Origin of the sequence: Micromonospora sp. NPDC049049, assembly GCF_040649115.1 — a bacterium.
In the GTDB taxonomy this organism is placed as follows: Bacteria; Actinomycetota; Actinomycetes; order Mycobacteriales; family Micromonosporaceae; genus Micromonospora.
In genome coordinates, this window is the sequence record NZ_JBEZEX010000002.1 from 86,457 (window position 1) to 105,223 (window position 18,767).

Below are 18,767 nucleotides of genomic sequence, written 5' to 3' on the forward strand. Positions count from 1 at the left end.
CTACTTCGTTTCGGTGTAGTTCGGGATGTTGGTCATCCAGTTGTTGGCCTTGGTCAGGGCCAGGGCGGTGACGGCGATGGCGACCCCGACCAGACCGGCGATGATCACCGCGGTGGGCACCGGGCTGTCGCCGCGCTCACCATCGCGGCGCAGTTCGGCCAGGCGCGTCGTCACCACGACGTGCAGGTAGCTGAGGATGGACATGGCGTTCTCCTTCAGGGGGCGGGGTCAGACACGGGCGATGAACGGATAGAGGACGAACCCGAGCAGCACGAAGACGAGCAGCGCGCCCGGGATGTCGAGCTTGCTGGTGATCCCCTCGGCGCGGGCGAGGTTGTCGGTGCGGATCTGGTCGCGCAGCGAGTCGGCCCGGCTGCGCAGCGTCTCGTGCACCTGCGCGCCCTCGCTGCCGGAGGAACGCATGATCGCGCCGACGTCGCCCAACTCGGGAATGCCGATCTTGTCGGCGAGGTCGCGCAGTTCGTCCCAGGGCGCGTGCATCTGCATCTGGGCGATCCGCAGCGACTCCTGGAGCCGGTCGAACACCCAGCCGTCGCAGACCGCAGCCGCCCGCTCCAGCGACTGCACCGGCCCGTGCGCCGCGGAGAGCTGCAACGCCACCAGGTCGAGGTAGGTACAGACCGCCTGGCGGAACTCGTCGCGGGCGGCGGCAGCCTTGGTCAGTACGGCGCGGTGCGCCAGCAGGGCGGCCAGCAACGCCAGGCCGAGGCTGCCCAACACCGGCACCACCAGCGGGAACGGAATGCCGAGCGACCACAGCACCACCCCGAGCACTGTCGGTGTGGCCAACCCGATCAGCGCGGAGAGCAGCACCGACAACGCGTACTGCTCGGGCGTCTGACCGATCAGGGCGAGCTGCATCTGCGGCGGCCGCATCCAGCGGGACGTCCCGCTCAGCCAGTCGAGTCGCCGGGACGCGGGCGTGGACACCCGGCCGGTGCCCGGCGGCTGATGCAGCCGGCGCAGCGCAGGCCCGAGCGCCGGTGTCGCCGGCACCAGCTCCCGGACCACCAGGAACACACCCAGACCGATCCCGGCGCCACCGCAGACCGCGAGGGCGAACTGCCAGTTCACGATCACGCGAGCCGCCTCTCGCTCGCGACTGCGGGGCTCCGCTGCGCTGCACTCCTCGCGCTCACGCGATCACCTCGCTCGGGTTGGGCGCCGGCAGGAACCGGGCCGGCCGTTGCGGCTGGCTCATCGACCGCACCCAGGCCAGCAGGCCGATGAAGGCGGCGCCGAGGGCGGCCATCACCAGCTGACCCACCGGGGTGCCGTACGGCCTGATGTACTCGGTGTTGATCAGCCCGTACGCCAGGGTCGCCAGCGTCATCCCGGTGAGGAAGCGGACCGCGAACCGGGGCTGGGTGCGCTTGGCCTCGATCTCCCGCCGGGTGGCCACCTCCGCGGACGCCGCGCCGGCGATCGAGCCGAGCACGTCACCCAGCCGCTCACCCCGGTCCGACAGGTGCAGGATCAACGCCGCGACCACCTGGTCGCAGACCGGGTCGGCGATCTCGTCGGCGAACGCCAGCAGGGCGGAGCGGGCCATCCAGCCGGCCTGGAGGCGGGCCGCGAGCAGCCGTACCTCGTCCTCGACGCCGGGTGGGACGCTGCCGATCGTGCCGATGATCGCCTGCTGGAGGCCCTGCCCGGTGCCGGAGACGTCCTTGAGTCGGCGGGTCCACTCGCCGACCGCCTCGATCCGGGCGATGGCCCGCTGTTCGGCCTTGCCGACTCCGAACAGCCACGGGGTGCCGGGCACCGCCACCGCCACCAGCAGGCCCACCACCGGCAACCCGGTCAGCAGGAACGCCAACGCGCCGGCGACCAGCGCGGCGACCAGCAGCGCCTGATAGGCCCGCTGCTCGGCCGGTGTGCTGCCCGGCCCGCGCCACAGTCGGCTCAGCCCCGGCCCGCTGCCCGGCCCTGGCCCGGGGGGTCGACGGGTGCCGACCAGGGCGACCACGGCCAGCAGTAGCCCGGCCACACAGGCGGCGCCGGAGACCACCGCGATCAACTCAAGGCTGTCGAACATCAGGTCACCGCCGGGCCAGTCGGGTCTGCCGAGGTCGCCGCCAGGCACCAGCACCGGCCTCGACCCACCGGGTCAGCAGCCGCGCGTCGTAACCCACCCGCAGCAACTGGTCGCGGACCCGCTCCGGCAGGTGCCGGGGGACCGCGCGACCGTCCGGGCCGGGCCCGAAGACGGTGGTGGTGGTGATCCGACCGGCTTCGCCGGCCCCGATCACCTCCTCCACATGCGAGACGAACCGGTGCTTCCGCCCGCCGATCGCGGTCTCGTCCTCGACGGTGACGTAGACGATCAGGTCGAGCGCGTTGCCGGCCATCCGCCGGGCCTGGTCGACTGTCATCTCGCGGCCGTGCGCCAGGGCCAGCTCGACGATCCGTTCACCCACACCGGCGGCGGTACGGGCGTGGATGGTGCACATCGACCCCCGGCTGGTGGTCATCGCCTGGAGCATCGGGACGATCTCCCGGGACCGCACCTCACCCACGATGATCCGTAGGACGCCCATCCGCAGGGACAACGGGATCAGGTCGGCGATGGTCACCTCACCGGCCGGGCGGCCGTCGAAGCCGCGCTCGCCGTGCCCCTCCCGGGCCTCGAAGCTCATCACCGCCCGGTGTCGCTCCCGGCGGCGGGCCGGGAGCAGCTCCCGACTCTCCTCCAGCAGCACGTACGGCTCATCCTGCGGGATCTCGTTCATCAGCGCGCGGATGACAGTGGTCTTTCCGGCACCGGCCAACCCGGCGACCATGATGTTCAGACCGGCACGCATCGCGGCGCGGAGGAAGTCGCGCAGCAGCGGGTCGATCATCTCGTCCAGGTCACCTCGGGCGCCCGCGAGGTCGTCGAGGCTCACGTCCAGGGTGTTGTGCTTGCGGATCACCGCGTACGGGCGGTGGCTGACCAGGAACACCGCGGCCAGCCGGCTGCCGTCGGGCAGTTGCAGGTCGAGGGTGGGTTTCACTGTGGAGAGGGACCGCTCGGTCGCGCCCGCCCGACGGGCCGCTGCCTGGAGGATCTCCACCAGCTCGGCGTCGCTGTCGGCGATCGGCTCGGCCCAGTCCACCCCACCGCCGTGCCGGGTGATGCGTACCTGGTCGCAGCCGAGGATGTGCACCTCTTCGATGGTGTCGTCGACGAGCAGCGTCTGTAGCCGGCCGAGCCCGACCAGCTCGGCGGTCACCTGGTCGAGCAGCATGCGTTCGTCGCCGGCGGCCATCGGCGTGCCGGACCGGCGCACCGAGTCCGCGTACGCGGCGACCACCGTGACGGCGAGCCGGGCCCGCTCGGTGTCCTCCTCGTCGACAGTGAACTCCCGGCCGCGCTGCCATACGGTGAGCCGTTCGGTGAGTTCGCGGCGCAGCTCCCGAACCACCTGGAAGTCCATCCGGGCCCGAGGTGGCGACTCGGGCGGCGGGTTGGTCGCGGGCGGCGACGGCGGCTGCGGCCCGGACTGGTGGTGCCGGCCGTTCGGCAGGGCCAGGGGCGGCGCGGTGGAGGTCACTGCCGGTGGCTGCTGGCGCGGATCGGTGGAGACCGGCTCAAACCGCATCCGGCACCCCCTGCTGCACGGGCCACGCCAACCGGGCCCGTCGCCGCTCCAGGAGCGACCCGATCGGGACTTCCAGCGCCGCCGCCGCGCGCATCAGCGGCCGACCGGCCCGCACGGTCCCGCCCAGGGCGAGCACCCCGGCGGTACGCGCATCGTGCGGCAGCCGTGCGATGACGGGCAGTTTCAGGGCGCGGCTGATCTCGGCCCGCCCGTGCCCGTCGCCGACCAGCAGCAGCCGCAGGGTGCCCGGGGGCACCCGGTGCTCGGCGAAGTCCCGTTCGATCGCGGTGACCACCGCGCGGGTGCCGGAGAGGTCCGGCAGGTTCGCCCGGGTCACCAACAGCACCACCGAGGCGGCCCGCAGCACCGGCCAGGGAGGCCCGGTCACGTGCAGCCGACCACAGTCGACAAGGACGTCATAGCCGGGGGTGCCACGGTCGAGGGCGTCGAAGTAGTCGGCGAAGCGCTGCCAGAGCGGGGTGACGCTGCCGCTCTGGGCCGGGTCCACGAGGCCGGGCAGCAGCAGTCGTTCCCGGCGGGGGGCGTCCAGGTCGACCAACTGGGACCAGAACGCGGTCTCCAGGTTGCCGTCGCGCAACTCGCCGACGGCCAGCTCTCCGATGCCGCGTGGGCCGTCCAGCTGGCCGCCGAGGTATCCGGCGAGGATCGAGCCGCCGGCCGGGTCGCATTCGGCTACCACCAGCCGCCGGTGCCAGGCCAGCGCGCAGGCCAGCGCCGAGGTGGTGACGCCGGGCGAACCCTTCGCGGACACCAGCGCGATGATCGCCATGCTCAGGCCGCCTCGGTCAGTACGACGGCGAGCCGTTCCTGTGCGGCGAGCGCCACCACCGCTGGCACATCACGGGTCAGTAGCGCCAGGTACAGGACCCTGTCGTCGTTGGCCGGGCTGACCATGTCGATGACGGTGGCCGCGAACCGGGTGCCGGTGGCGGCCGTGTCTTCGTCGGCATCGTTGTCCGGGGTGCTGACCAGCAGGACCTTGTCGCCGGGGTGCAGTTCGCGGGCCGGCACCTGGGCGGTCTTCAGGCCGAGCGCGATCTGCTGCTGGCCGGGGCCGAGCAGCGGGTCGTCGGTGACCTGTCCCAGGGTGAGCAGCGTGCCCGGAAGCAGCGCGACAGCGGCCCGTTTGCCGACCACCTCGTCGAGCCGTGCGGCGGGCACCGGGCGCAACCCCTGGCCGCCGGCGACCTGCACGGTGACCAGGTCGGCCGCGCTGATCTCCCGGCCGACCTCGACCGGTCGCGCGACCGCCAGATAGCTGCCGGTGGCTCGTACGGAGGTGACCGCGAAGGCCGCGCCCAGCCCGCCCAGCGCGATCAGGAGGACGGCGAGACCGAGCAGCCCGGGACGGACCCGGCGCTGGCGGACCACTGTGGGCGGGTTGACGGGTGCGTCCACCGACGGGGTTCCGTTGCGCGTCGCGAGGCTCATCTGGTGACCACCTGGAGTTCGTTGATCTGGATCTGCACGATGCCGCTTCTCCGGGTCTGCGGGATCACCCGCCTTGTGGCGTCGCTGTTGGTCCACCAGCTCACCGTCCAGTGCGTGGTGGCGGTGACGTCGTAGGTGTCTGCCTTCGGGTAGCCCTTGTCATAGCCGCAGTCCGGGGAGGTGGAACCCGCCCGGGTGCCTGTGGCCTTGTACTCGGTGCCGGCGCTGTAACAGGGGACCGTCTCGCCGTTGCCCATGTCCCAGTCGATCCGGTCGACCTTCGCTTCGATGTAGACGGTCAGACCCCGGTCGGACTCGTCGGCGTAGAGCGGACCGAAGTAGTTCTTCCCCGGGGTTGCCCACATCCAGACGGGCAGGCCGACCAGGCCGGGGCCGATGCTCTTTCGGGGTGCCACCTTCAGCCGGGCCGGCAGCAGACTGATCGACGCCAGGGCGCGACGGGCCAGCTCCTCCGGGTCCGGCGGTGCGCCGAAGCCGGCCGGCGGGTCGGCCAACGACACCACCTCCTGGGCACCCAGGTCGCCGCCGTTGCAGGTTTGCAGGTACCACTGCTCACCCTCGGGGGGTTCGACCGGCCCCTCGGTCAGCTTGTAGTAGCACCCGTCGCCGCTGTTGAACCAGCCCAGGTCCTCGTCGTAGCAGGGGATGGTCCGCCCGTTCCACTGGCAGACGCCGCTCCCGCCGCCGCCCCCGTCGTCCCCGCCCCCACCGTTGTCCCCGCCGCCGCCGGGGTCACCGGGGTTGCCGGGCTCGTCGTCCCAGACACTGCAGTCGGGTTGGTCGGGCGGGCAGCCGGCTCCCGGGTCGGCCCGTAGGGCGGCGGTGGCCGGCGGGGCTGCACCCACCACCAGCAGGAGCGTGAGGCCGATCCCGGCGAGCGCGCGTCGGGTTGTCACGGCCCGGCTCAGCACGGCTGGTCCCGGTGCGTCGCGCCGTAGTTGATCAGCCAGCGACCGTTCGGATATCGGGTCGCGGTGGCGGTGGAGAGGTGTCTGCCGCCACCGCTGCCCGGCACAGCGCGTTTGTCCTTGGCGTAGACCAGCCGGTAGCCGGTCGTGTCCAGGCAGTCCTGGATCTCCACCGTGGCCGGCTTCGCGTCCAGGCTGACGGCGGTCACGGTCGGGTCGGACTTGAACGTCCCGGTACGCATAGCGCCGTGCTCCTTGGCCTCGCGAATGGACACCCGGACCCGAGTCAAAAGTGGATCACCGAGAAAACGGGACAGTTCCGGCGATCGCGGATCACTGCGCAGGCCGGCCGTGCGCGAGGCCGCGAGATAACCGGAGTACGCGTCAAGTGCCGCCTTTTCGGCAGTGCGTCGTTCGACGTCGGAATCGGTCCGGGGTCCGTTGTCGCGGACTTCCGTCGGCCGTTCGACCGCTTCCCGTCCGCTGGCGCAGGCAGTGACCGGAATCGCCGCCACGCCCACCAGCAGGCAGATTGCCGCTCTTCTGAGCTGCCTTCCGCGCACCGTCGAGCCTCCTCGTGGTCGCCCGGAGTGGTGAGGGTTCACCGCCGTCGGGCATACGGAAGCGCGCCCGGATCAGCACATCCGGAGCGTTCATTGCGCTTCTGCATTCACCGTTACGGATCTTCTACAAATTGGGGGTCCTGTGTCGTCCGATGGTGAAGGTGAGGCTTGCGTCACACCCAAGGGGCGAGCATAGGCTGACGCTCGCCGATGCAACAGAGGCAATTCAAGCGAACACTCAGCGTGATGGCAGGTGGTGGTGGCAGGTGTCGACAATGCCCCCCGGGCAATGGGCGAGCGAACTGTCGTTATTGATGGGGCGTCGCCGGGCCGGACGGGTTCACCGCAGTCGCGTCACCGGTCGCGGGAGTGGGACATCGCGGTCTCATCCCGGCATTCGACCGACGTCGGCACCCCGTCGGTGGGCTGCCTCGTCCAACGGCACGCCTGACGCGGAACTGGTCGAAAGCGCCCGCGCTGGCTCGGGTCGGCAGGTCGCTTTCTGCGCCATCCGCTACACCGCAGCGAGCGTGCAATCACGATCCGTGTTCACCGTCGCAGGGGAGCAGTCAGCCGCAATGGAGGAGACATGGCGCTGACCGGCCCCCCGGCGGCCACCCCCGGTCGGGAAGACCGACCCGATCGGAGTCCGGCACCCCGGCCGTCCGGTGCCACGACGGCCCCCGCAGGCCAAGCGGCGCCCGCTCCGCCGCGCGAACGACCGGTCGACCCCGCCTCGGCGGTGGCACGCACCCGGGTCTCGACAGTGTTCGCGATCCTCGCGATCAGTCCGCTGATGCGCTTGGCGGCGCTGCGCTACGCCGTACCCCCGGGTCTGCCCAGCCGGAGTGGCTGCGACGCCTGCGGCGCGCCGGTCGGCCTGCCCCACCCCTGGCCGGCGCTGGGCCCGGCGGCCCGGTGCGGTCGGTGCCGGGCCCGGGTCGGCCCACCGCCGGCCACCGTCGAGCTGGCACTGCTCGCGGTGGCGGTGCTGCTGGCGATCGCCGGTCCGCCGGGCGGGGCGCTGCCGGCGCTGATCTGGTGGCTGGGTTGGACCATCCCGGCGATCCTCGTCGACCTGGCCGTGCACCGGTTGCCGGACCGGCTCACACTGCCCGCGGCGGCCGGCACCTGGCTGCTGCTCGGCGTGGCCGCGCTCGACGCCGACCCGGGGCACTGGCTGCGAGCCGTCATCGGCGGCGCCGGGCTGGCGCTCTTCTTCGCCAGCACCGCTGTGCTGCTCGGCCGCCGCGGCTTCGGGCTGGGCGACGCCAAGCTGGCGCTCAGCGTCGGTGCGCTGCTCGGCTGGTACAGCTGGCCGGTGCTGCTGTTCGGGCTGGTGCTCACCTTCGGGCTCTCCGCAGTGGTGAGTCTGGTCCTGCTGGCCACCCGCCGCGCCAACTGGAGCACCCACCTGCCGTTCGGCCCGTTCCTGCTGCTCGGCACAACTGCCGCACTCCTGCTGGCGACCTGACCCGCCTCGTCGCTGGTCAGGGGCGGGATCGGCTGGCCAGCTTGGGGGCCGGGCTGCCGGAACGGTTGGCCCGGCGGCGGAGCACCTCGCTGGTTGGGCGGGCCAGCAACGGGGTGAGCACCACGGCGACCAGGGCGCCGAGCAGCACACCCGCGATCACGTCGTGCGGGTAGTGCACGCCCACGAAGACCCGTGAGAAGGCGCCGAGCGCGGCCAGGGGCAGCGCGATCAGGCCGAGTCGGCGGGAGAGCAGCAACGTGGTGACCGCCAGCGCGCCGGCGATGGTGGCGTGGTTGCTGGGGAACGACCAGTCGCCCGGCGGTGGGCAGACGCCCGCGATGATCTCCCGACCGATCGACCGGCAAGGGCGATCCTCGTCCACCACGGTCTTGAGGAACTCACTGCCCACGTACGCCAGGACGGCCGGCACGGGCGCGATCAGGGCGAGTGCCCGGTCGTGCGGGCCGCCGGAACGGCGGCTCAGCGCGGCCATCACCAGCAGCGCGCCGAGTAGCAGGATCACCCCCTCGGTGGCGTGCCCGACGAACCACTGCACCGGCTCTGGGCTACCGGCGGCGGCGTCGACGACGTCGCTGTACCACTCGGCGCTGATCTCCGGAACGTCAATGCTGCCGTTGTCGACCATGCATCACCTCACTTCACGTTCATACCCCGTTCACCCTGGGAACACCCTAGGAACGCGGCAGAGGGCACTGCTCCTGTCGAAGGTCGGGTGGGCTGCACGACCTTCGTCCAGGATTCGCACAGCCGGCTCTGGTTGCCTGTTACAGGAGGACGTCGACATTCACAGGAGGCTTCGTGCAGACCGGTTCGGCCACCGAACAACCGCAGCCCACCGCCGCTACCGCAGACGACGAGACCTGGCGGATCCGGCGCACGGAGGCCGACATGGACCGGCTCGGCGAGACCGAGTCGATCTTCGCGTTGGGCAACGGGTGGATCGGCTGGCGTGGGGTGCTCGACGAGGGTGCCCCGTGCGGGATGCCGGGCAGTTACGTCAGTGGCTTCCACGAGCGGCGTGAGCTGAGCTATCCCGAGGAGGGGTACGCGTTCCCGCCGGCCAGCGACACCGTCATCAGCGCACCGAACGCCGCACTGATCCGGCTCTGGGTCGACGACGAGCCGTTGGATCTCCGGACCGGGTCGCTGCGCAGCCATGAACGGGTGCTCGATCTTCGTACCGGCGTGCTGCGCCGGGAGACCGAGTGGATCTCACCGGCCGGGCGGGGCGTACGCATCCGCAGCACCCGGTTGGTGTCCCTGCCGCGTCGCCCGGTGGCTGCCGTCCGGTACGAGGTCGAGCCGTTGGACACCGCCGTCGAGCTGAGGGTCAGCTCGGACCTGCTGGCCAACGAGAAGGTGCCGGAGCGTTCGGACGACCCTCGGGCCGCCTCGGTGCCCAGCGACCCGCTGACCGCCGAGACGTACCGTGCGACCGGCCACGACGGCGTGCTGGTGCACCGTACCGAGCGCAGCGGCCAGCGTGTGGCGGTGGCGGTCAGTCACCTGCTGGAAGGTCCGAGCACTGTGACGACCAGCGGCGACTGCACCCCGGACCGGGTACGGCTGACCGTGGCGGGTCGCCTGCACCCGGGGGAGCGGTTGCGGCTGACGAAGTTCGCCGCCTACGAGTGGGCGACGGTCGACGCGACGCCCGCCGACGAGTTGGCCGCCCTGGTCGCCGCCGAGGCGGACGCGGCGCGCGCTGACGGCTTCGACGCCCTGCTCACCGACCAGCGCGCCGCCCTCGACGCGGCCTGGCAGGTCGCCGACGTGCGGCTCGACGGCGATCCGGAGCTTCAGCAGGCCGTTCGGTTCGCGATGTTCCACCTGATCCAGGCCGGTCGCCCGGACTCCGACCGGACCATCTCGGCCAAGGGGTTGACCGGCAACGGCTACGACGGGCACGTCCTGTGGGACACCGAGAGTTACGTCCTGCCGGTGCTCACCTACCTGGCCCCGGCGGTGGCCCGCTCGGCGTTGAGGTGGCGGCACGCCCACCTGCCCGAGGCGCGGGAGCGGGCCGCCGAGCTGCGGTTGACCGGCGCGACCTTCCCGTGGCGCACCATCGGCGGCCGGGAAAGCTCCGGCTACTGGCCGGCGGGCACCGCAGCGCTGCACGTCAACGCCGACATCGCCGACGCGGTGCTGCGCTACCTGGCGGCCACCGACGACCAGCGGTTCCTGGCCGAGGCGGGGCTGGAACTGCTGGTGGAGACCGCCCGGCTCTGGCACGGCTTCGGCCACTGGTCGGACGAGGGCGGCTTCCACCTGCACGGGGTGACCGGCCCGGACGAGTACGCCGCGCTGGTCGACGACAACGTGTTCACCAACCTGATGGCGAGGCGCAACCTGCGCGGCGCGGCGGACGCCGCCGAGGGGCATCCTGAGCTGGCCGACCGGCTCGGCGTGGACCTCGACGAGGTGGCCGGCTGGCGGGCCGCCGCCGACGCGATGGCCATTCCGTACGACAGCGAGCGCGGGGTGCACCAGCAGGCCGCCGGCTTCACCGAACAGCCCGAGTGGGACTTCGCGAACACCGGTGACGACGACTACCCGCTGCTGCTGCACTTTCCGTACCTGGAGCTGTACCGCAAGCAGGTGGTGAAGCAGGCCGATCTGGTGCTGGCCATGCAGCTCTGCCCCGGTGAGTTCACCGCCGACGAGAAGGCCCGCAACCTGGCCTACTACGAGGCCCGCACGGTCCGCGACTCGTCGCTGTCGGCGGCCCCGCAGGCCGTACTGGCCGCCGAGGTCGGGCACCTGGATCTGGCGTACGACCTGTTCGCCGAGTCGGTCCTTCAGGACCTGGCCGACCTGGGCGACAAGACCGCCGACGGTCTGCACCTGGCCTCGCTGGCCGGCGCGTGGCTGGCGCTGGTGCAGGGCTTCGGTGGGCTGCGCGACGACCGGCGGATGCTCTCCTTCGACCCCCGGCTGCCGCGCCGGATCGACAGGCTGGCGTTCAGCCTGCGCTGGCGCGGCAACCGGCTGCGGGTCACGTTGACTCCGGCCGAGGCCCGCTACGAGCTGCCCGACGCCGCCGCGGATGCCGAGGTCGAGCTGTTGCACCACGGCGAGTCGCTGCGGGTCACCGGCGCCGAACCGGTCACCCGACCGATGCCGCCGGTGCCCGACCCCGGTCCGGAACCGCCCTCCCCGCCCGGCCGCCGCCCCACCCGCCGCTCAGCCGACTGAGTCGCCCCGACCGGTTCGGGCCGGCGCGGCTTCGTCCCGAGTCGGCGCGGGCTCCAGCTCAGGTCGGGGCGGGACCGCCGGTCATCCGCTCGCGGACGGCCTCCAGCGCCTCGAAGGCGTACGCCCAGTTGTGGCACTTGAAGCTGCGCAGACCGTCGATCGCTGTGTGACAGTCGGAGCAGCGCACCCCGGCGATGGCGTCCGGGATCTCGGTGTTGACGTACTTGCGCTCGCCCAGGATGACCGTGGCGATCATGGCTTTGTCGTGCAGGCCGGAGAGCGCCGACGAGACGATGTCGTACCAGGTGACCCGTCGGCGGCACTTCGGGCAGTCAGGTTCGTCGCCGCTGACCCAGAGCGGGGCGCCGATGCTGCGCGCCGGCATGCCGAGCAGTTTCTCCAGCCGCCGGACGTCCGACTCGGGGGTGGTCCAGCGGTGTCGGCCGGGCAGTGATGCGGGCGAGTCGTACACGGCGCGGAACAGGTCGTTGTCGACCTGCACGGTCTCGCGCTGAGCGGTCATCGGCGTCCCTCCTCGTTGAGTCGGCGCCCTCACCGTGGCCAGCGGTGACCATGGGCGCAGCCGGATCAACGACACGAGGGGGCGGTGGGTCGTCGCTCCGCCGCTGACCGCTTTCGCCTCCGGTGGCCGGCCTCGGGTGGTACGACGGACGCAGGGCGTGCGTCGGCGGGAGGAGCGCCGATGGCGAGCAGACCCGAGCGGTTGCTGCGGGGCGGCAACTCGCCGCTGAGCGCCTCGTTCCTGGAGCTGTTCTTCGACCTGGCGTTCGTGCTCGCCCTCAGTCAGTTGGCCGCCCACCTGCTGCACGACCTCAGCCTGGCCGGCGCGCTGCGTACCGCCCTGCTGTTGACGGGCGTCTGGTGGATCTGGGTGCCCACCACCTGGTTCGCCGACTGGTACGACCCGGAGAGTCCGGCGGTGCGGTGGTTGCTGGTGAGTGCCGCGCTGGGCAGCCTGCTGGCCGGGGTGGCGATCCCGCAGGCGCTGGACGGGCGGGGCCTGCTCTTCGCCGGGGCGTACGTCTCGGTGCACATCGCCCGGGGCGTTGTCACCGCCGTCGGGTTGCGCGGTCATCCGCGACAGATTCGAACGCTGCGCATCCTCTGCTGGTTCAGCGTCTCCGCCGTACCGTGGTTGGTCGGTGGGTTTCTGCCGCAGTGGCGGGTGCCGCTCTGGCTGCTCGCCCTCGCCATCGACCTCACCGGCCCGCGGCTTCGCTGGCCCACGCCGGGGATGGGCCGGACCGGGCGGCAGGAGTTGCACCTGGCTGGCGAGCACTTCGCCGAGCGGTACCAGCAGATCATGATCATTGCGCTCGGCGAACTCGTCCTGGTCGCCGGCCTCTCGTACGCCGACACCGATCTCCACTTCCCGCAGACTGTCGCGTTCCTGTTGGTCTTCGCCACCGCCGTGCTGATCGGTCTGCTCTATGTCACGCCCGCCGGTCAGCGCCTCGGCCCCGCCATCGAGCGTGCCGATCCGGCCAGTCTCGGCGTCATCACCGGATATCTGCACCTGGTGATGATCGCCGGGCTGGTGGTCACCTCCGTCGGCGCCGAGCTGAGCATCGCGCACCCTCTGCGAACTGGTGACATCACAACGGTCCTGTTCATCCTGAGCGGCCCGATGCTGTTCCTCCTCGGGCGGATCCTCTTCTCGGCGGCGATCCACCGGCGACTCTCCTGGCCCCGGGTCGCCGCCCTGTTCGTGCTGGCCGGCGCGGCGGTTGTTCTGCGGATGCCGCTGCTGGCAGTCAGCGCGGTCGCCACCGGGGTAGCGCTCGCGGTGGTCGTCCTGGACCACGCCGGGATCGGCTCGTACCGACACCGAGCTGACGCGTAGCCAAGAATCCTGACTAAAGTCAGGTATATGGACTCGGCTCTCATCGCCGCCGTACGGCGCTTCAACCGGACGGTCACCCAACGAGTGGGCGCGCTCGACGACGAGTACATGGCCCAGGGGCGCCCTCTCGGGCAGGCTCGGCTGCTCTGGGAGATCGGCCCCGCCGGCGCCGAGGTCGCCACGCTACGGGCCCGGCTCGGCCTGGACTCCGGATATCTCAGTCGACTCCTGCGCACTTTGGAGCACGGCGGCCTCATCACCGTTGGACCGGCGGACCAGGCCGGTGGCGACGGACGGGTACGGGTCGCCACGCTCACCGACGCCGGCCGAACCCGGTGGGCCGACCTCGACCAGCGGTCGGACGAACTCGCCGCCTCGATCCTCGAACCGCTCAGCGAACACCGCCGCGAACGACTCGTCACCGCCATGGCTGAGGTCGAACGGCTGCTCATGGGCTCGATGGTCGTCATCGAGCCGTGCCCACCGAGCGACCCGCGAGCCCGTGCGTGCCTGCGGGCCTACGCCCGCGACATCGCACGACGATTCGACGACGGGTTCGACCCCGCACTGAGCAAACCGCTCCCCGACGAAGCGCTCGTCCCGCCCAACGGGGTGCTTCTGCTCGCCACGCTCAACAGCGCACCGATCGGCTGCGGCGCGGTCAAACTCCACCCCGACGCGCCCGCCGAGATCAAACGCGTCTGGGTGGCCGACACGGTACGCGGGCTCGGCGTCGGGCGGCGACTGCTGGGCGAGCTGGAACGGTACGCCGCCGAGCGCGGGGCGACAGCGGTCCGGCTGGACACCAACCGCAACCTCACCGAGGCCATCGCCCTGTACCGGACGACCGGTTACCGGGAGGTCGAGGCGTACAACACCGAGCCGTACGCCCACCACTGGTTCGAAAAGCAGCTGGGGCACTGACGGCCGCGGTCGTCCGGTGATCGGGCGTCGCGTTCGCGGCGGCTACAGCCGCTCGAAGCTCTCCATGCCGGCGAGTTTCAGCACCTCGGTCCGGGTCGCTGGGCATTCCTTGCGGGTCTGATTGTCGATGTCACGGCCGTTGGGCACCGGGCCCTGTTTCTCGTACCAGGAATAGAGGTTCACTGTGAGGTTCGCCATCGCGCCCGTCTCGGACCCGATTACCTTGAGCGTCGGCACCTGGCCGTCCAGGTAGGCGCACACGTCCTTCGCCGACACCGGAGAGCCGTCGGCCGGAGCGGATCCGGCCGCGCTGGTCGGTCCTGTCGTGTCTTGCACCGCAGTGGGCTCGGGCGCGTCGGCCTCGGTGCACGCCGTCAGGGCGAGCACGAGGCAGATTGCTGGTGCGAGCGGTCGGAACGTACTCATTGGATCTTGTCCTCACGGGGTTCGCGGTGGGTAGGGGTTCCGGCGGCGTTCGCGGCGACGAGCCAGAGGCCGGTGGGCAGCCGGTAGCCGACGCCGGGCTCACGGAACCGGTCGAGCAGCCGGGCGACCCCCGCCCGGGCCGAGGCCTGACCAGCCGGCGGAGCCGCCCGGTAGGCGGCACCGGCCGGGCCGACCTCGATGAGCCATTCGGCCACCGCGTCGGCGTCGTCTGGAGGTTCCAGGGCGACATCGCACGGTGTGATCGTGATGGCGGTGAAGCCGGCGGCGGTGAGGATCCGGGTGAGCCGCGCCGGGTCGGCCAACGCGAACGGACCGGGCTCGTCACCGACCGGGAGTGGTGGTAACGGCCCGAGATGCGGTGCGGCGCCGAGCATCGCCGCGGACAGCCACGGGTTGGCACCACTGTCGCGGAAGACGGTCGCGGCGAGGCGCCCTCCCGGGCGCAGTGATCGCCGGATCGTGCGGCAGCCGGCAACCGGGTCCGCCAAAAGCATCAGGGCCATTCGTGAGAACGCCGCGTCGAACGGGGCACCAGGCACGACATCGAGAGTGTCGATGTCGGCCACGTGAAATTGGATGCCTGGGTACCCGTCGGTGGGAAATCGGCGTCGAGCGGCGGTCACCATCGCCTCGTCGATGTCGACACCGATCGCCGCGCCGGTCTCGCCGACTGCGACGGCGATCTCGGCCGTGGTGCCGCCGCAGCCGCAGCCCACATCGAGGATTCGCTCGGCGGGTCGTGCGGCCAGTCGATCCATGGCAGCCGCGCCCAACGGCCGACCGGTCTCGTCCTGCCGATCGGCGTGGCGAATCCAGCCAGCTGCCGCGCCCGCCCAGAAAGCGGCGCCGCGAGCCCGCAGGCTGGCGGTGTCGGCCATCAGAACGGCATCTCGGCGCCGTCGACGCTCATCGAGCGGAAGTGAGCCGCCTTCGTCGGGTCGAAGCCGTCCTCCTGTGCCGCCAAGCCAGCAGCCCGGACCAGCCGTTCGGACTGGAACCGGCGGAATGCCGCCTCGTCCTGCCAGATGTTGATGATCCGCCAGCCGTCCTCCGTCGGCCCGGCGACATGCGCGAGAAGACCCGGCGGTCGGTCCGGTCCGAGGTGTCGTTCCACCTGCCGGTACTCCGCCTCGCTGACGCCGGGCATCTCCTGCAACACACCGAACGGCATGGCCGCCACCTCTCGATAGAGTTAGACTCTATCCAATAGAGCACTACACTGGAGAGGTGGTTGTCAAGAGACGTTATGACTCTTCCCGCCGACAGGAGCAGGCCCGACAGACCCGGCGAGCGATCCTCGAAGCGGCTGGCCGGCTGTTCGTCGACCCGGGCTACGCGGCCACACCGCTGACCGCTGTCGCCGTGGAAGCCGGCGTCGCGGTCCAGACCCTGTACGCGGTGTTCGGCAGCAAGCGGCAACTGCTCTCCCAGCTGGTCGACGTCACCCTGGCCGGCGACGACGAACCGGTGGCCCTGCCGGACCGGCCCTTCGTCGCCGAGATCCGCGCCCTCACCGACCCCCAGGCCAAGCTCGCCCGCTACGCACGTCACCTTGCCGAGGTCAACGCCCGGCAGGCCCAGGTGATGCTCGCGCTGGCCGGCGCGGCCACGGCCGATCCGGACGCCGCCGAGATCTGGCGCAAGAACGTCGACGACCGCCGTCGCGGCATGGCCATGTTCGCCGCCGAACTAGTCGGCACGGGAGGCGTACGCCCCGACCTGAGCGTCGATCAGGTGGCCGACATCCTCTGGTTGGCCCAGGACGTTCGCAACTTCGACTGGCTCGTCCGGCAACGCGGTTGGGCGATCGAGCAGTACCAGCGGTGGTATGTGGACACGGTCAGCGGCGCGATCATCGCCGGCGCCGAATAGCGGAGAGCGCCGGTCATGGCGTGCTGCCGAAGCTGTGGCCCCTTGGCCCGCCGACGCGGCGGGCTATTCGACGGGGTGAAGACCCCGCGCGTTGCTGGCGAAGGAGCGGATGAGTTCCGTCTCGCTGCCGGTACGCCAGATCAGCGCCCACCGGGCTGGAGGAGCGTCGTGGATGGGCACGTAGGCGATGTCCGGCCTTGCGTAGTAGCGCGCGGCCTGGGCCTGCACCGGCGAGACGGCTTCGCCCGTGACGAGGATGGGGATCATCTCCTGGAAGTTGGAGACCGACGGGCCGATCGGGATCAACCGTCCGCTGGGTGTGCGTACGGGCACCAGGATCTCCCGCCAGTAGTCCGGCCGGGCCCCGCCCATGACCGTCTCGTCCGCCAGATCCTCGTAGGAGACCGATGTCCGGCCGGCCAGCCGGTGCGTCGCCCCTACGGCCAGCACGATGGGCTCGGTGTAGATCACCGGGCCGACGGTGAGGTCCGGTTCCCTCACGGGCAGCCACAGGATCTGCACGTCGATGTCGCCTGCGCGCAGCCGACCGAAGGGATCGCTGAAGTCGACATGCCGGAGCTGCACCTCACACTCAGGGTGCTCCTTCGCGAACCCGTCGAACAACTCGCGGAAGTCATGGAGGTTGACGGCGATCGACCCGACCCGCAGCACCCCGGTCTTGCCGCGTGCGGCGAGCCTGGCCCGGTCCATGCCCTCGTGCAGTCCCCGGTACATGGGCTCGATGTCGTCGAAGAGCCGTTTGCCGATCGGTGTGAGTGCCACCTGCCGGTTGTTCCGCTCGAACAGCGCGGCACCGATCCGACGTTCCTGCTTCTTGATCGCCTGGCTGACCCGCGCCTGGGTCACGTGCAACCGCTCGGCGGTGCGGGTGAAGTGCAGTTCCTCCGCCAGGGTCAGAAAGATCTCGATATCGCGGAGTTCCATGTGCCGTTCCCGATCCACCTATTAGCGAAGGGTTATGGCACGTTACCAGTTGTGATCTTGTAGCCCGGTGTCTTGCCGGGCAGGCTGATGGACGTCGTCGCCGAACAGCGACCGGCAGCCTGAACGAGGAGATCGTCGTGCGCAAGCTCGTGTATTACATCGCCGCCACCCTGGACGGCTTCATCGCCGGCCCCGACGGCGCCGACCCGACCGGCCCCGGCGGGTTCTGGCCCATTCCGGACGACTACCTGCGCCACCTCGTCGCGGAGTACCCGGAGACCCTCCCCGGTCCGGCCCGGCAGGCGTTCGGCATCACCGATCAGGGCAGCCGGTTCGACACCGTAATGGAAGGGCGCAACTCCTACGAGGTGGGCCTGAAGGCCGGTGTGACCGACGCGTACCCGCACCTGCGCCACCTGGTGTTCTCCCGGACGCTGGGCAGCAGCCCCGACCCGGCCGTCGAGGTCATCGGCCAAGACCCGATCGCAACGGTACGGGAGCTGAAGCGGCACGACGGCAAGGACGTCTGGGTGATCGGCGGCGGCACGCTGGCCGGTGCCCTCTACCCCGAGATCGACCAGCTGATCATCAAGCTTGCCCCGTTGACCATTGGTGCCGGCATCCCGCTCTTCGGCCGTGACGCCGTCTTCGCACCTCGCACCTGGCGCCTGACCGACCACACAGTTCTGGACAGTGGCGCGCTCTTCCTCACCTACGCCCGCGCACAGACCGGAACCGAGACCGCGTGAGGGCACCGCACCCATGACCAACGTCCTCGCCCTGGCCATCAACATGACCTGGACGTGAGCGGCGGCCACGCATCCCGGCACCCGTTCCTGCTCTCCGCGGCGAGGTAAAGGTGCGCGACGACTCGGGGCTTGGCTCTACGCTCCGCACCATGTTCGCACCAGTGAAGATCATCTCGGGTGGTCTGGAGATCCGTGAGTTCGGCCCGCAGGACGCCACCCAGCTGGCGGCGTTCGTGGCCGCCGATGATCGGACCGGACTGCCGCCAGGCTCACCGCAAACCGCCGCCGACGTGGACGAGTGGCTGACCGGGATATCGCGCCAGCGGCTGGCCGGCGACGGGGTGCGGCTGGCGATCGTGGACACGGCCGAAGGCGAGATCGTTGGCAGCATCGGGTTGCGGGACATCGACTGGAGGGCGGGACGTGGCGAAATCGGCTACGGGGTGCGGGCCAGTCGTCGCGGCCGAGGCTATGCGACCACGGCCGCCCGTGAGGTCGGCCGATGGGCGCTCACCGATTGTGGGTTGCGCCGTATCCAGTTGCGCGCCCGGCTCGACAACATCGCTTCTCTGCTGGTCGCGGAGAGGGCCGGATACCAGCGGGAGGGCACCCTGCGAATGGCCGACTGGGATGGCGAGAAGGCACATGACATGGCCGTCTTCTCGATGATCGCGGCAGACGTGGAAGCGGTCCGAGTCGCTGGTTGACCCGACGCTCGCCGGAG

The 18,767-nt window shown here is 70.9% G+C and carries 21 protein-coding genes; 7 read left to right on the top strand and 14 right to left on the bottom strand.

Translation table 11 applies throughout. The features are described 5' to 3' along the window. From AB0B68_RS02765 to AB0B68_RS02800, 8 genes are read right to left on the bottom strand one after another with little or no spacing between them, the layout of a single operon-like run. A complete protein-coding gene (locus AB0B68_RS02765; protein WP_124859831.1) occupies nt 1–204 on the bottom strand; it encodes a hypothetical protein in 204 nt (67 codons plus the stop codon). A gap of 24 nt (nt 205–228) precedes the next feature. Continuing rightward, nucleotides 229–1,101, bottom strand: coding sequence for a type II secretion system F family protein (locus AB0B68_RS02770; protein WP_357257583.1), 873 nt, complete (start codon nt 1,099–1,101; stop codon nt 229–231). Between the two features lie 55 nt (nt 1,102–1,156). After that, on the bottom strand, nt 1,157–2,059 hold the full coding sequence (locus tag AB0B68_RS02775) for a type II secretion system F family protein (RefSeq protein WP_357203831.1): 903 nt from the start codon (nt 2,057–2,059) through the stop codon (nt 1,157–1,159). A gap of 4 nt (nt 2,060–2,063) precedes the next feature. Further along, a complete protein-coding gene (locus tag AB0B68_RS02780) occupies nt 2,064–3,605 on the bottom strand; it encodes an ATPase, T2SS/T4P/T4SS family (protein ID WP_357257585.1) in 1,542 nt (513 codons plus the stop codon). Beyond that, the gene (locus AB0B68_RS02785; protein ID WP_355004748.1) at nt 3,595–4,395 is read right to left on the bottom strand and encodes a ParA family protein; all 801 of its coding nucleotides are present in this window, start codon (nt 4,393–4,395) and stop codon (nt 3,595–3,597) included. Before AB0B68_RS02785 ends, AB0B68_RS02780 begins: the two co-directional genes overlap by 11 nt. A 2-nt stretch (nt 4,396–4,397) precedes the next feature. Continuing rightward, the gene (locus AB0B68_RS02790) at nt 4,398–5,057 is read right to left on the bottom strand and encodes an SAF domain-containing protein (RefSeq protein ID WP_357203826.1); all 660 of its coding nucleotides are present in this window, start codon (nt 5,055–5,057) and stop codon (nt 4,398–4,400) included. Beyond that, complete coding sequence (locus AB0B68_RS02795; protein WP_357203824.1) at nt 5,054–5,989, bottom strand: hypothetical protein; 936 nt, start codon at nt 5,987–5,989, stop codon at nt 5,054–5,056. The genes AB0B68_RS02790 and AB0B68_RS02795 overlap by 4 nt, the downstream gene beginning before the upstream one ends. Further along, the gene (locus tag AB0B68_RS02800; RefSeq protein ID WP_357203822.1) at nt 5,983–6,549 is read right to left on the bottom strand and encodes a hypothetical protein; all 567 of its coding nucleotides are present in this window, start codon (nt 6,547–6,549) and stop codon (nt 5,983–5,985) included. Before AB0B68_RS02800 ends, AB0B68_RS02795 begins: the two co-directional genes overlap by 7 nt. Nucleotides 6,550–7,345: 796 nt before the next feature. Here AB0B68_RS02800 and AB0B68_RS02805 point away from each other — a divergent pair. Continuing rightward, nucleotides 7,346–8,023: an A24 family peptidase gene (locus AB0B68_RS02805; RefSeq protein WP_357257749.1), complete on the top strand. Its 678-nt coding sequence runs from the start codon at nt 7,346–7,348 to the stop codon at nt 8,021–8,023. A 16-nt stretch (nt 8,024–8,039) separates the two neighbouring features. Here the strand turns inward: AB0B68_RS02805 and AB0B68_RS02810 are convergent, their stop codons facing one another. Beyond that, entirely contained in the window at nt 8,040–8,669 is a 630-nt protein-coding gene (locus AB0B68_RS02810; protein WP_355004752.1) for a phosphatase PAP2 family protein, read from the bottom strand. Nucleotides 8,670–8,932: 263 nt separating this feature from the next. Here AB0B68_RS02810 and AB0B68_RS02815 point away from each other — a divergent pair, with 263 nt between their 5' ends. Then, nucleotides 8,933–11,242: a glycosyl hydrolase family 65 protein gene (locus tag AB0B68_RS02815; protein WP_357203841.1), complete on the top strand. Its 2,310-nt coding sequence runs from the start codon at nt 8,933–8,935 to the stop codon at nt 11,240–11,242. Between the two features lie 58 nt (nt 11,243–11,300). On the opposite strand, the gene AB0B68_RS02820 is transcribed toward AB0B68_RS02815, so the two are convergent. Next, nucleotides 11,301–11,765, bottom strand: a complete 465-nt coding sequence (locus AB0B68_RS02820; RefSeq protein WP_357203820.1) for a hypothetical protein — start codon at nt 11,763–11,765, stop codon at nt 11,301–11,303. A 180-nt stretch (nt 11,766–11,945) separates the two neighbouring features. Between AB0B68_RS02820 and AB0B68_RS02825 the strand changes: the two genes are divergently transcribed. Beyond that, nucleotides 11,946–13,106, top strand: coding sequence for a low temperature requirement protein A (locus AB0B68_RS02825; protein WP_357203819.1), 1,161 nt, complete (start codon nt 11,946–11,948; stop codon nt 13,104–13,106). Nucleotides 13,107–13,133: 27 nt separating this feature from the next. Beyond that, nucleotides 13,134–14,030, top strand: a complete 897-nt coding sequence (locus tag AB0B68_RS02830) for a helix-turn-helix domain-containing GNAT family N-acetyltransferase (RefSeq protein WP_357203817.1) — start codon at nt 13,134–13,136, stop codon at nt 14,028–14,030. Nucleotides 14,031–14,072: 42 nt separating this feature from the next. On the opposite strand, the gene AB0B68_RS02835 is transcribed toward AB0B68_RS02830, so the two are convergent. From AB0B68_RS02835 to AB0B68_RS02845, 3 genes are read right to left on the bottom strand one after another with little or no spacing between them, the layout of a single operon-like run. Further along, nucleotides 14,073–14,456 carry a hypothetical protein gene (locus AB0B68_RS02835; protein WP_357203815.1) on the bottom strand — a complete coding sequence of 128 codons (384 nt, stop codon included), beginning with the start codon at nt 14,454–14,456 and terminating at the stop codon, nt 14,073–14,075. Then, nucleotides 14,453–15,355, bottom strand: a complete 903-nt coding sequence (locus tag AB0B68_RS02840) for a methyltransferase domain-containing protein (RefSeq protein ID WP_357203813.1) — start codon at nt 15,353–15,355, stop codon at nt 14,453–14,455. Before AB0B68_RS02840 ends, AB0B68_RS02835 begins: the two co-directional genes overlap by 4 nt. Then, complete coding sequence (locus AB0B68_RS02845; protein WP_112624669.1) at nt 15,355–15,648, bottom strand: hypothetical protein; 294 nt, start codon at nt 15,646–15,648, stop codon at nt 15,355–15,357. Before AB0B68_RS02845 ends, AB0B68_RS02840 begins: the two co-directional genes overlap by 1 nt. Nucleotides 15,649–15,704: 56 nt before the next feature. Between AB0B68_RS02845 and AB0B68_RS02850 the strand changes: the two genes are divergently transcribed. Further along, nucleotides 15,705–16,349: a TetR/AcrR family transcriptional regulator gene (locus tag AB0B68_RS02850; protein WP_357203811.1), complete on the top strand. Its 645-nt coding sequence runs from the start codon at nt 15,705–15,707 to the stop codon at nt 16,347–16,349. A 63-nt stretch (nt 16,350–16,412) separates the two neighbouring features. Here AB0B68_RS02850 and AB0B68_RS02855 read toward each other — a convergent pair whose 3' ends face one another. Continuing rightward, on the bottom strand, nt 16,413–17,294 hold the full coding sequence (locus AB0B68_RS02855) for a LysR family transcriptional regulator (RefSeq protein ID WP_357203809.1): 882 nt from the start codon (nt 17,292–17,294) through the stop codon (nt 16,413–16,415). A 137-nt stretch (nt 17,295–17,431) separates the two neighbouring features. Here AB0B68_RS02855 and AB0B68_RS02860 point away from each other — a divergent pair, with 137 nt between their 5' ends. Together AB0B68_RS02860 and AB0B68_RS02865 are read left to right on the top strand one after the other, a co-directional pair. Next, nucleotides 17,432–18,043: a dihydrofolate reductase family protein gene (locus tag AB0B68_RS02860; protein ID WP_357257588.1), complete on the top strand. Its 612-nt coding sequence runs from the start codon at nt 17,432–17,434 to the stop codon at nt 18,041–18,043. A 110-nt stretch (nt 18,044–18,153) separates the two neighbouring features. Continuing rightward, nucleotides 18,154–18,750, top strand: a complete 597-nt coding sequence (locus AB0B68_RS02865; protein ID WP_357203805.1) for a GNAT family N-acetyltransferase — start codon at nt 18,154–18,156, stop codon at nt 18,748–18,750. Nucleotides 18,751–18,767: the final 17 nt, after the last annotated feature.

Coding starts and splice junctions, on each gene's coding strand:
- AB0B68_RS02820 (WP_357203820.1), bottom strand. CDS start 11,765: ATGACCGCTCAGCGCGAGACCGTGCAGGTCGACAACGACCTGTTCCGC.
- AB0B68_RS02785 (WP_355004748.1), bottom strand. CDS start 4,395: ATGGCGATCATCGCGCTGGTGTCCGCGAAGGGTTCGCCCGGCGTCACC.
- AB0B68_RS02810 (WP_355004752.1), bottom strand. CDS start 8,669: ATGGTCGACAACGGCAGCATTGACGTTCCGGAGATCAGCGCCGAGTGG.
- AB0B68_RS02855 (WP_357203809.1), bottom strand. CDS start 17,294: ATGGAACTCCGCGATATCGAGATCTTTCTGACCCTGGCGGAGGAACTG.
- AB0B68_RS02780 (WP_357257585.1), bottom strand. CDS start 3,605: ATGCGGTTTGAGCCGGTCTCCACCGATCCGCGCCAGCAGCCACCGGCA.
- AB0B68_RS02830 (WP_357203817.1), top strand. CDS start 13,134: ATGGACTCGGCTCTCATCGCCGCCGTACGGCGCTTCAACCGGACGGTC.
- AB0B68_RS02775 (WP_357203831.1), bottom strand. CDS start 2,059: ATGTTCGACAGCCTTGAGTTGATCGCGGTGGTCTCCGGCGCCGCCTGT.
- AB0B68_RS02805 (WP_357257749.1), top strand. CDS start 7,346: ATGCGCTTGGCGGCGCTGCGCTACGCCGTACCCCCGGGTCTGCCCAGC.
- AB0B68_RS02835 (WP_357203815.1), bottom strand. CDS start 14,456: ATGAGTACGTTCCGACCGCTCGCACCAGCAATCTGCCTCGTGCTCGCC.
- AB0B68_RS02815 (WP_357203841.1), top strand. CDS start 8,933: ATGGACCGGCTCGGCGAGACCGAGTCGATCTTCGCGTTGGGCAACGGG.
- AB0B68_RS02845 (WP_112624669.1), bottom strand. CDS start 15,648: ATGCCGTTCGGTGTGTTGCAGGAGATGCCCGGCGTCAGCGAGGCGGAG.
- AB0B68_RS02790 (WP_357203826.1), bottom strand. CDS start 5,057: ATGAGCCTCGCGACGCGCAACGGAACCCCGTCGGTGGACGCACCCGTC.
- AB0B68_RS02840 (WP_357203813.1), bottom strand. CDS start 15,355: ATGGCCGACACCGCCAGCCTGCGGGCTCGCGGCGCCGCTTTCTGGGCG.
- AB0B68_RS02825 (WP_357203819.1), top strand. CDS start 11,946: ATGGCGAGCAGACCCGAGCGGTTGCTGCGGGGCGGCAACTCGCCGCTG.
- AB0B68_RS02765 (WP_124859831.1), bottom strand. CDS start 204: ATGTCCATCCTCAGCTACCTGCACGTCGTGGTGACGACGCGCCTGGCC.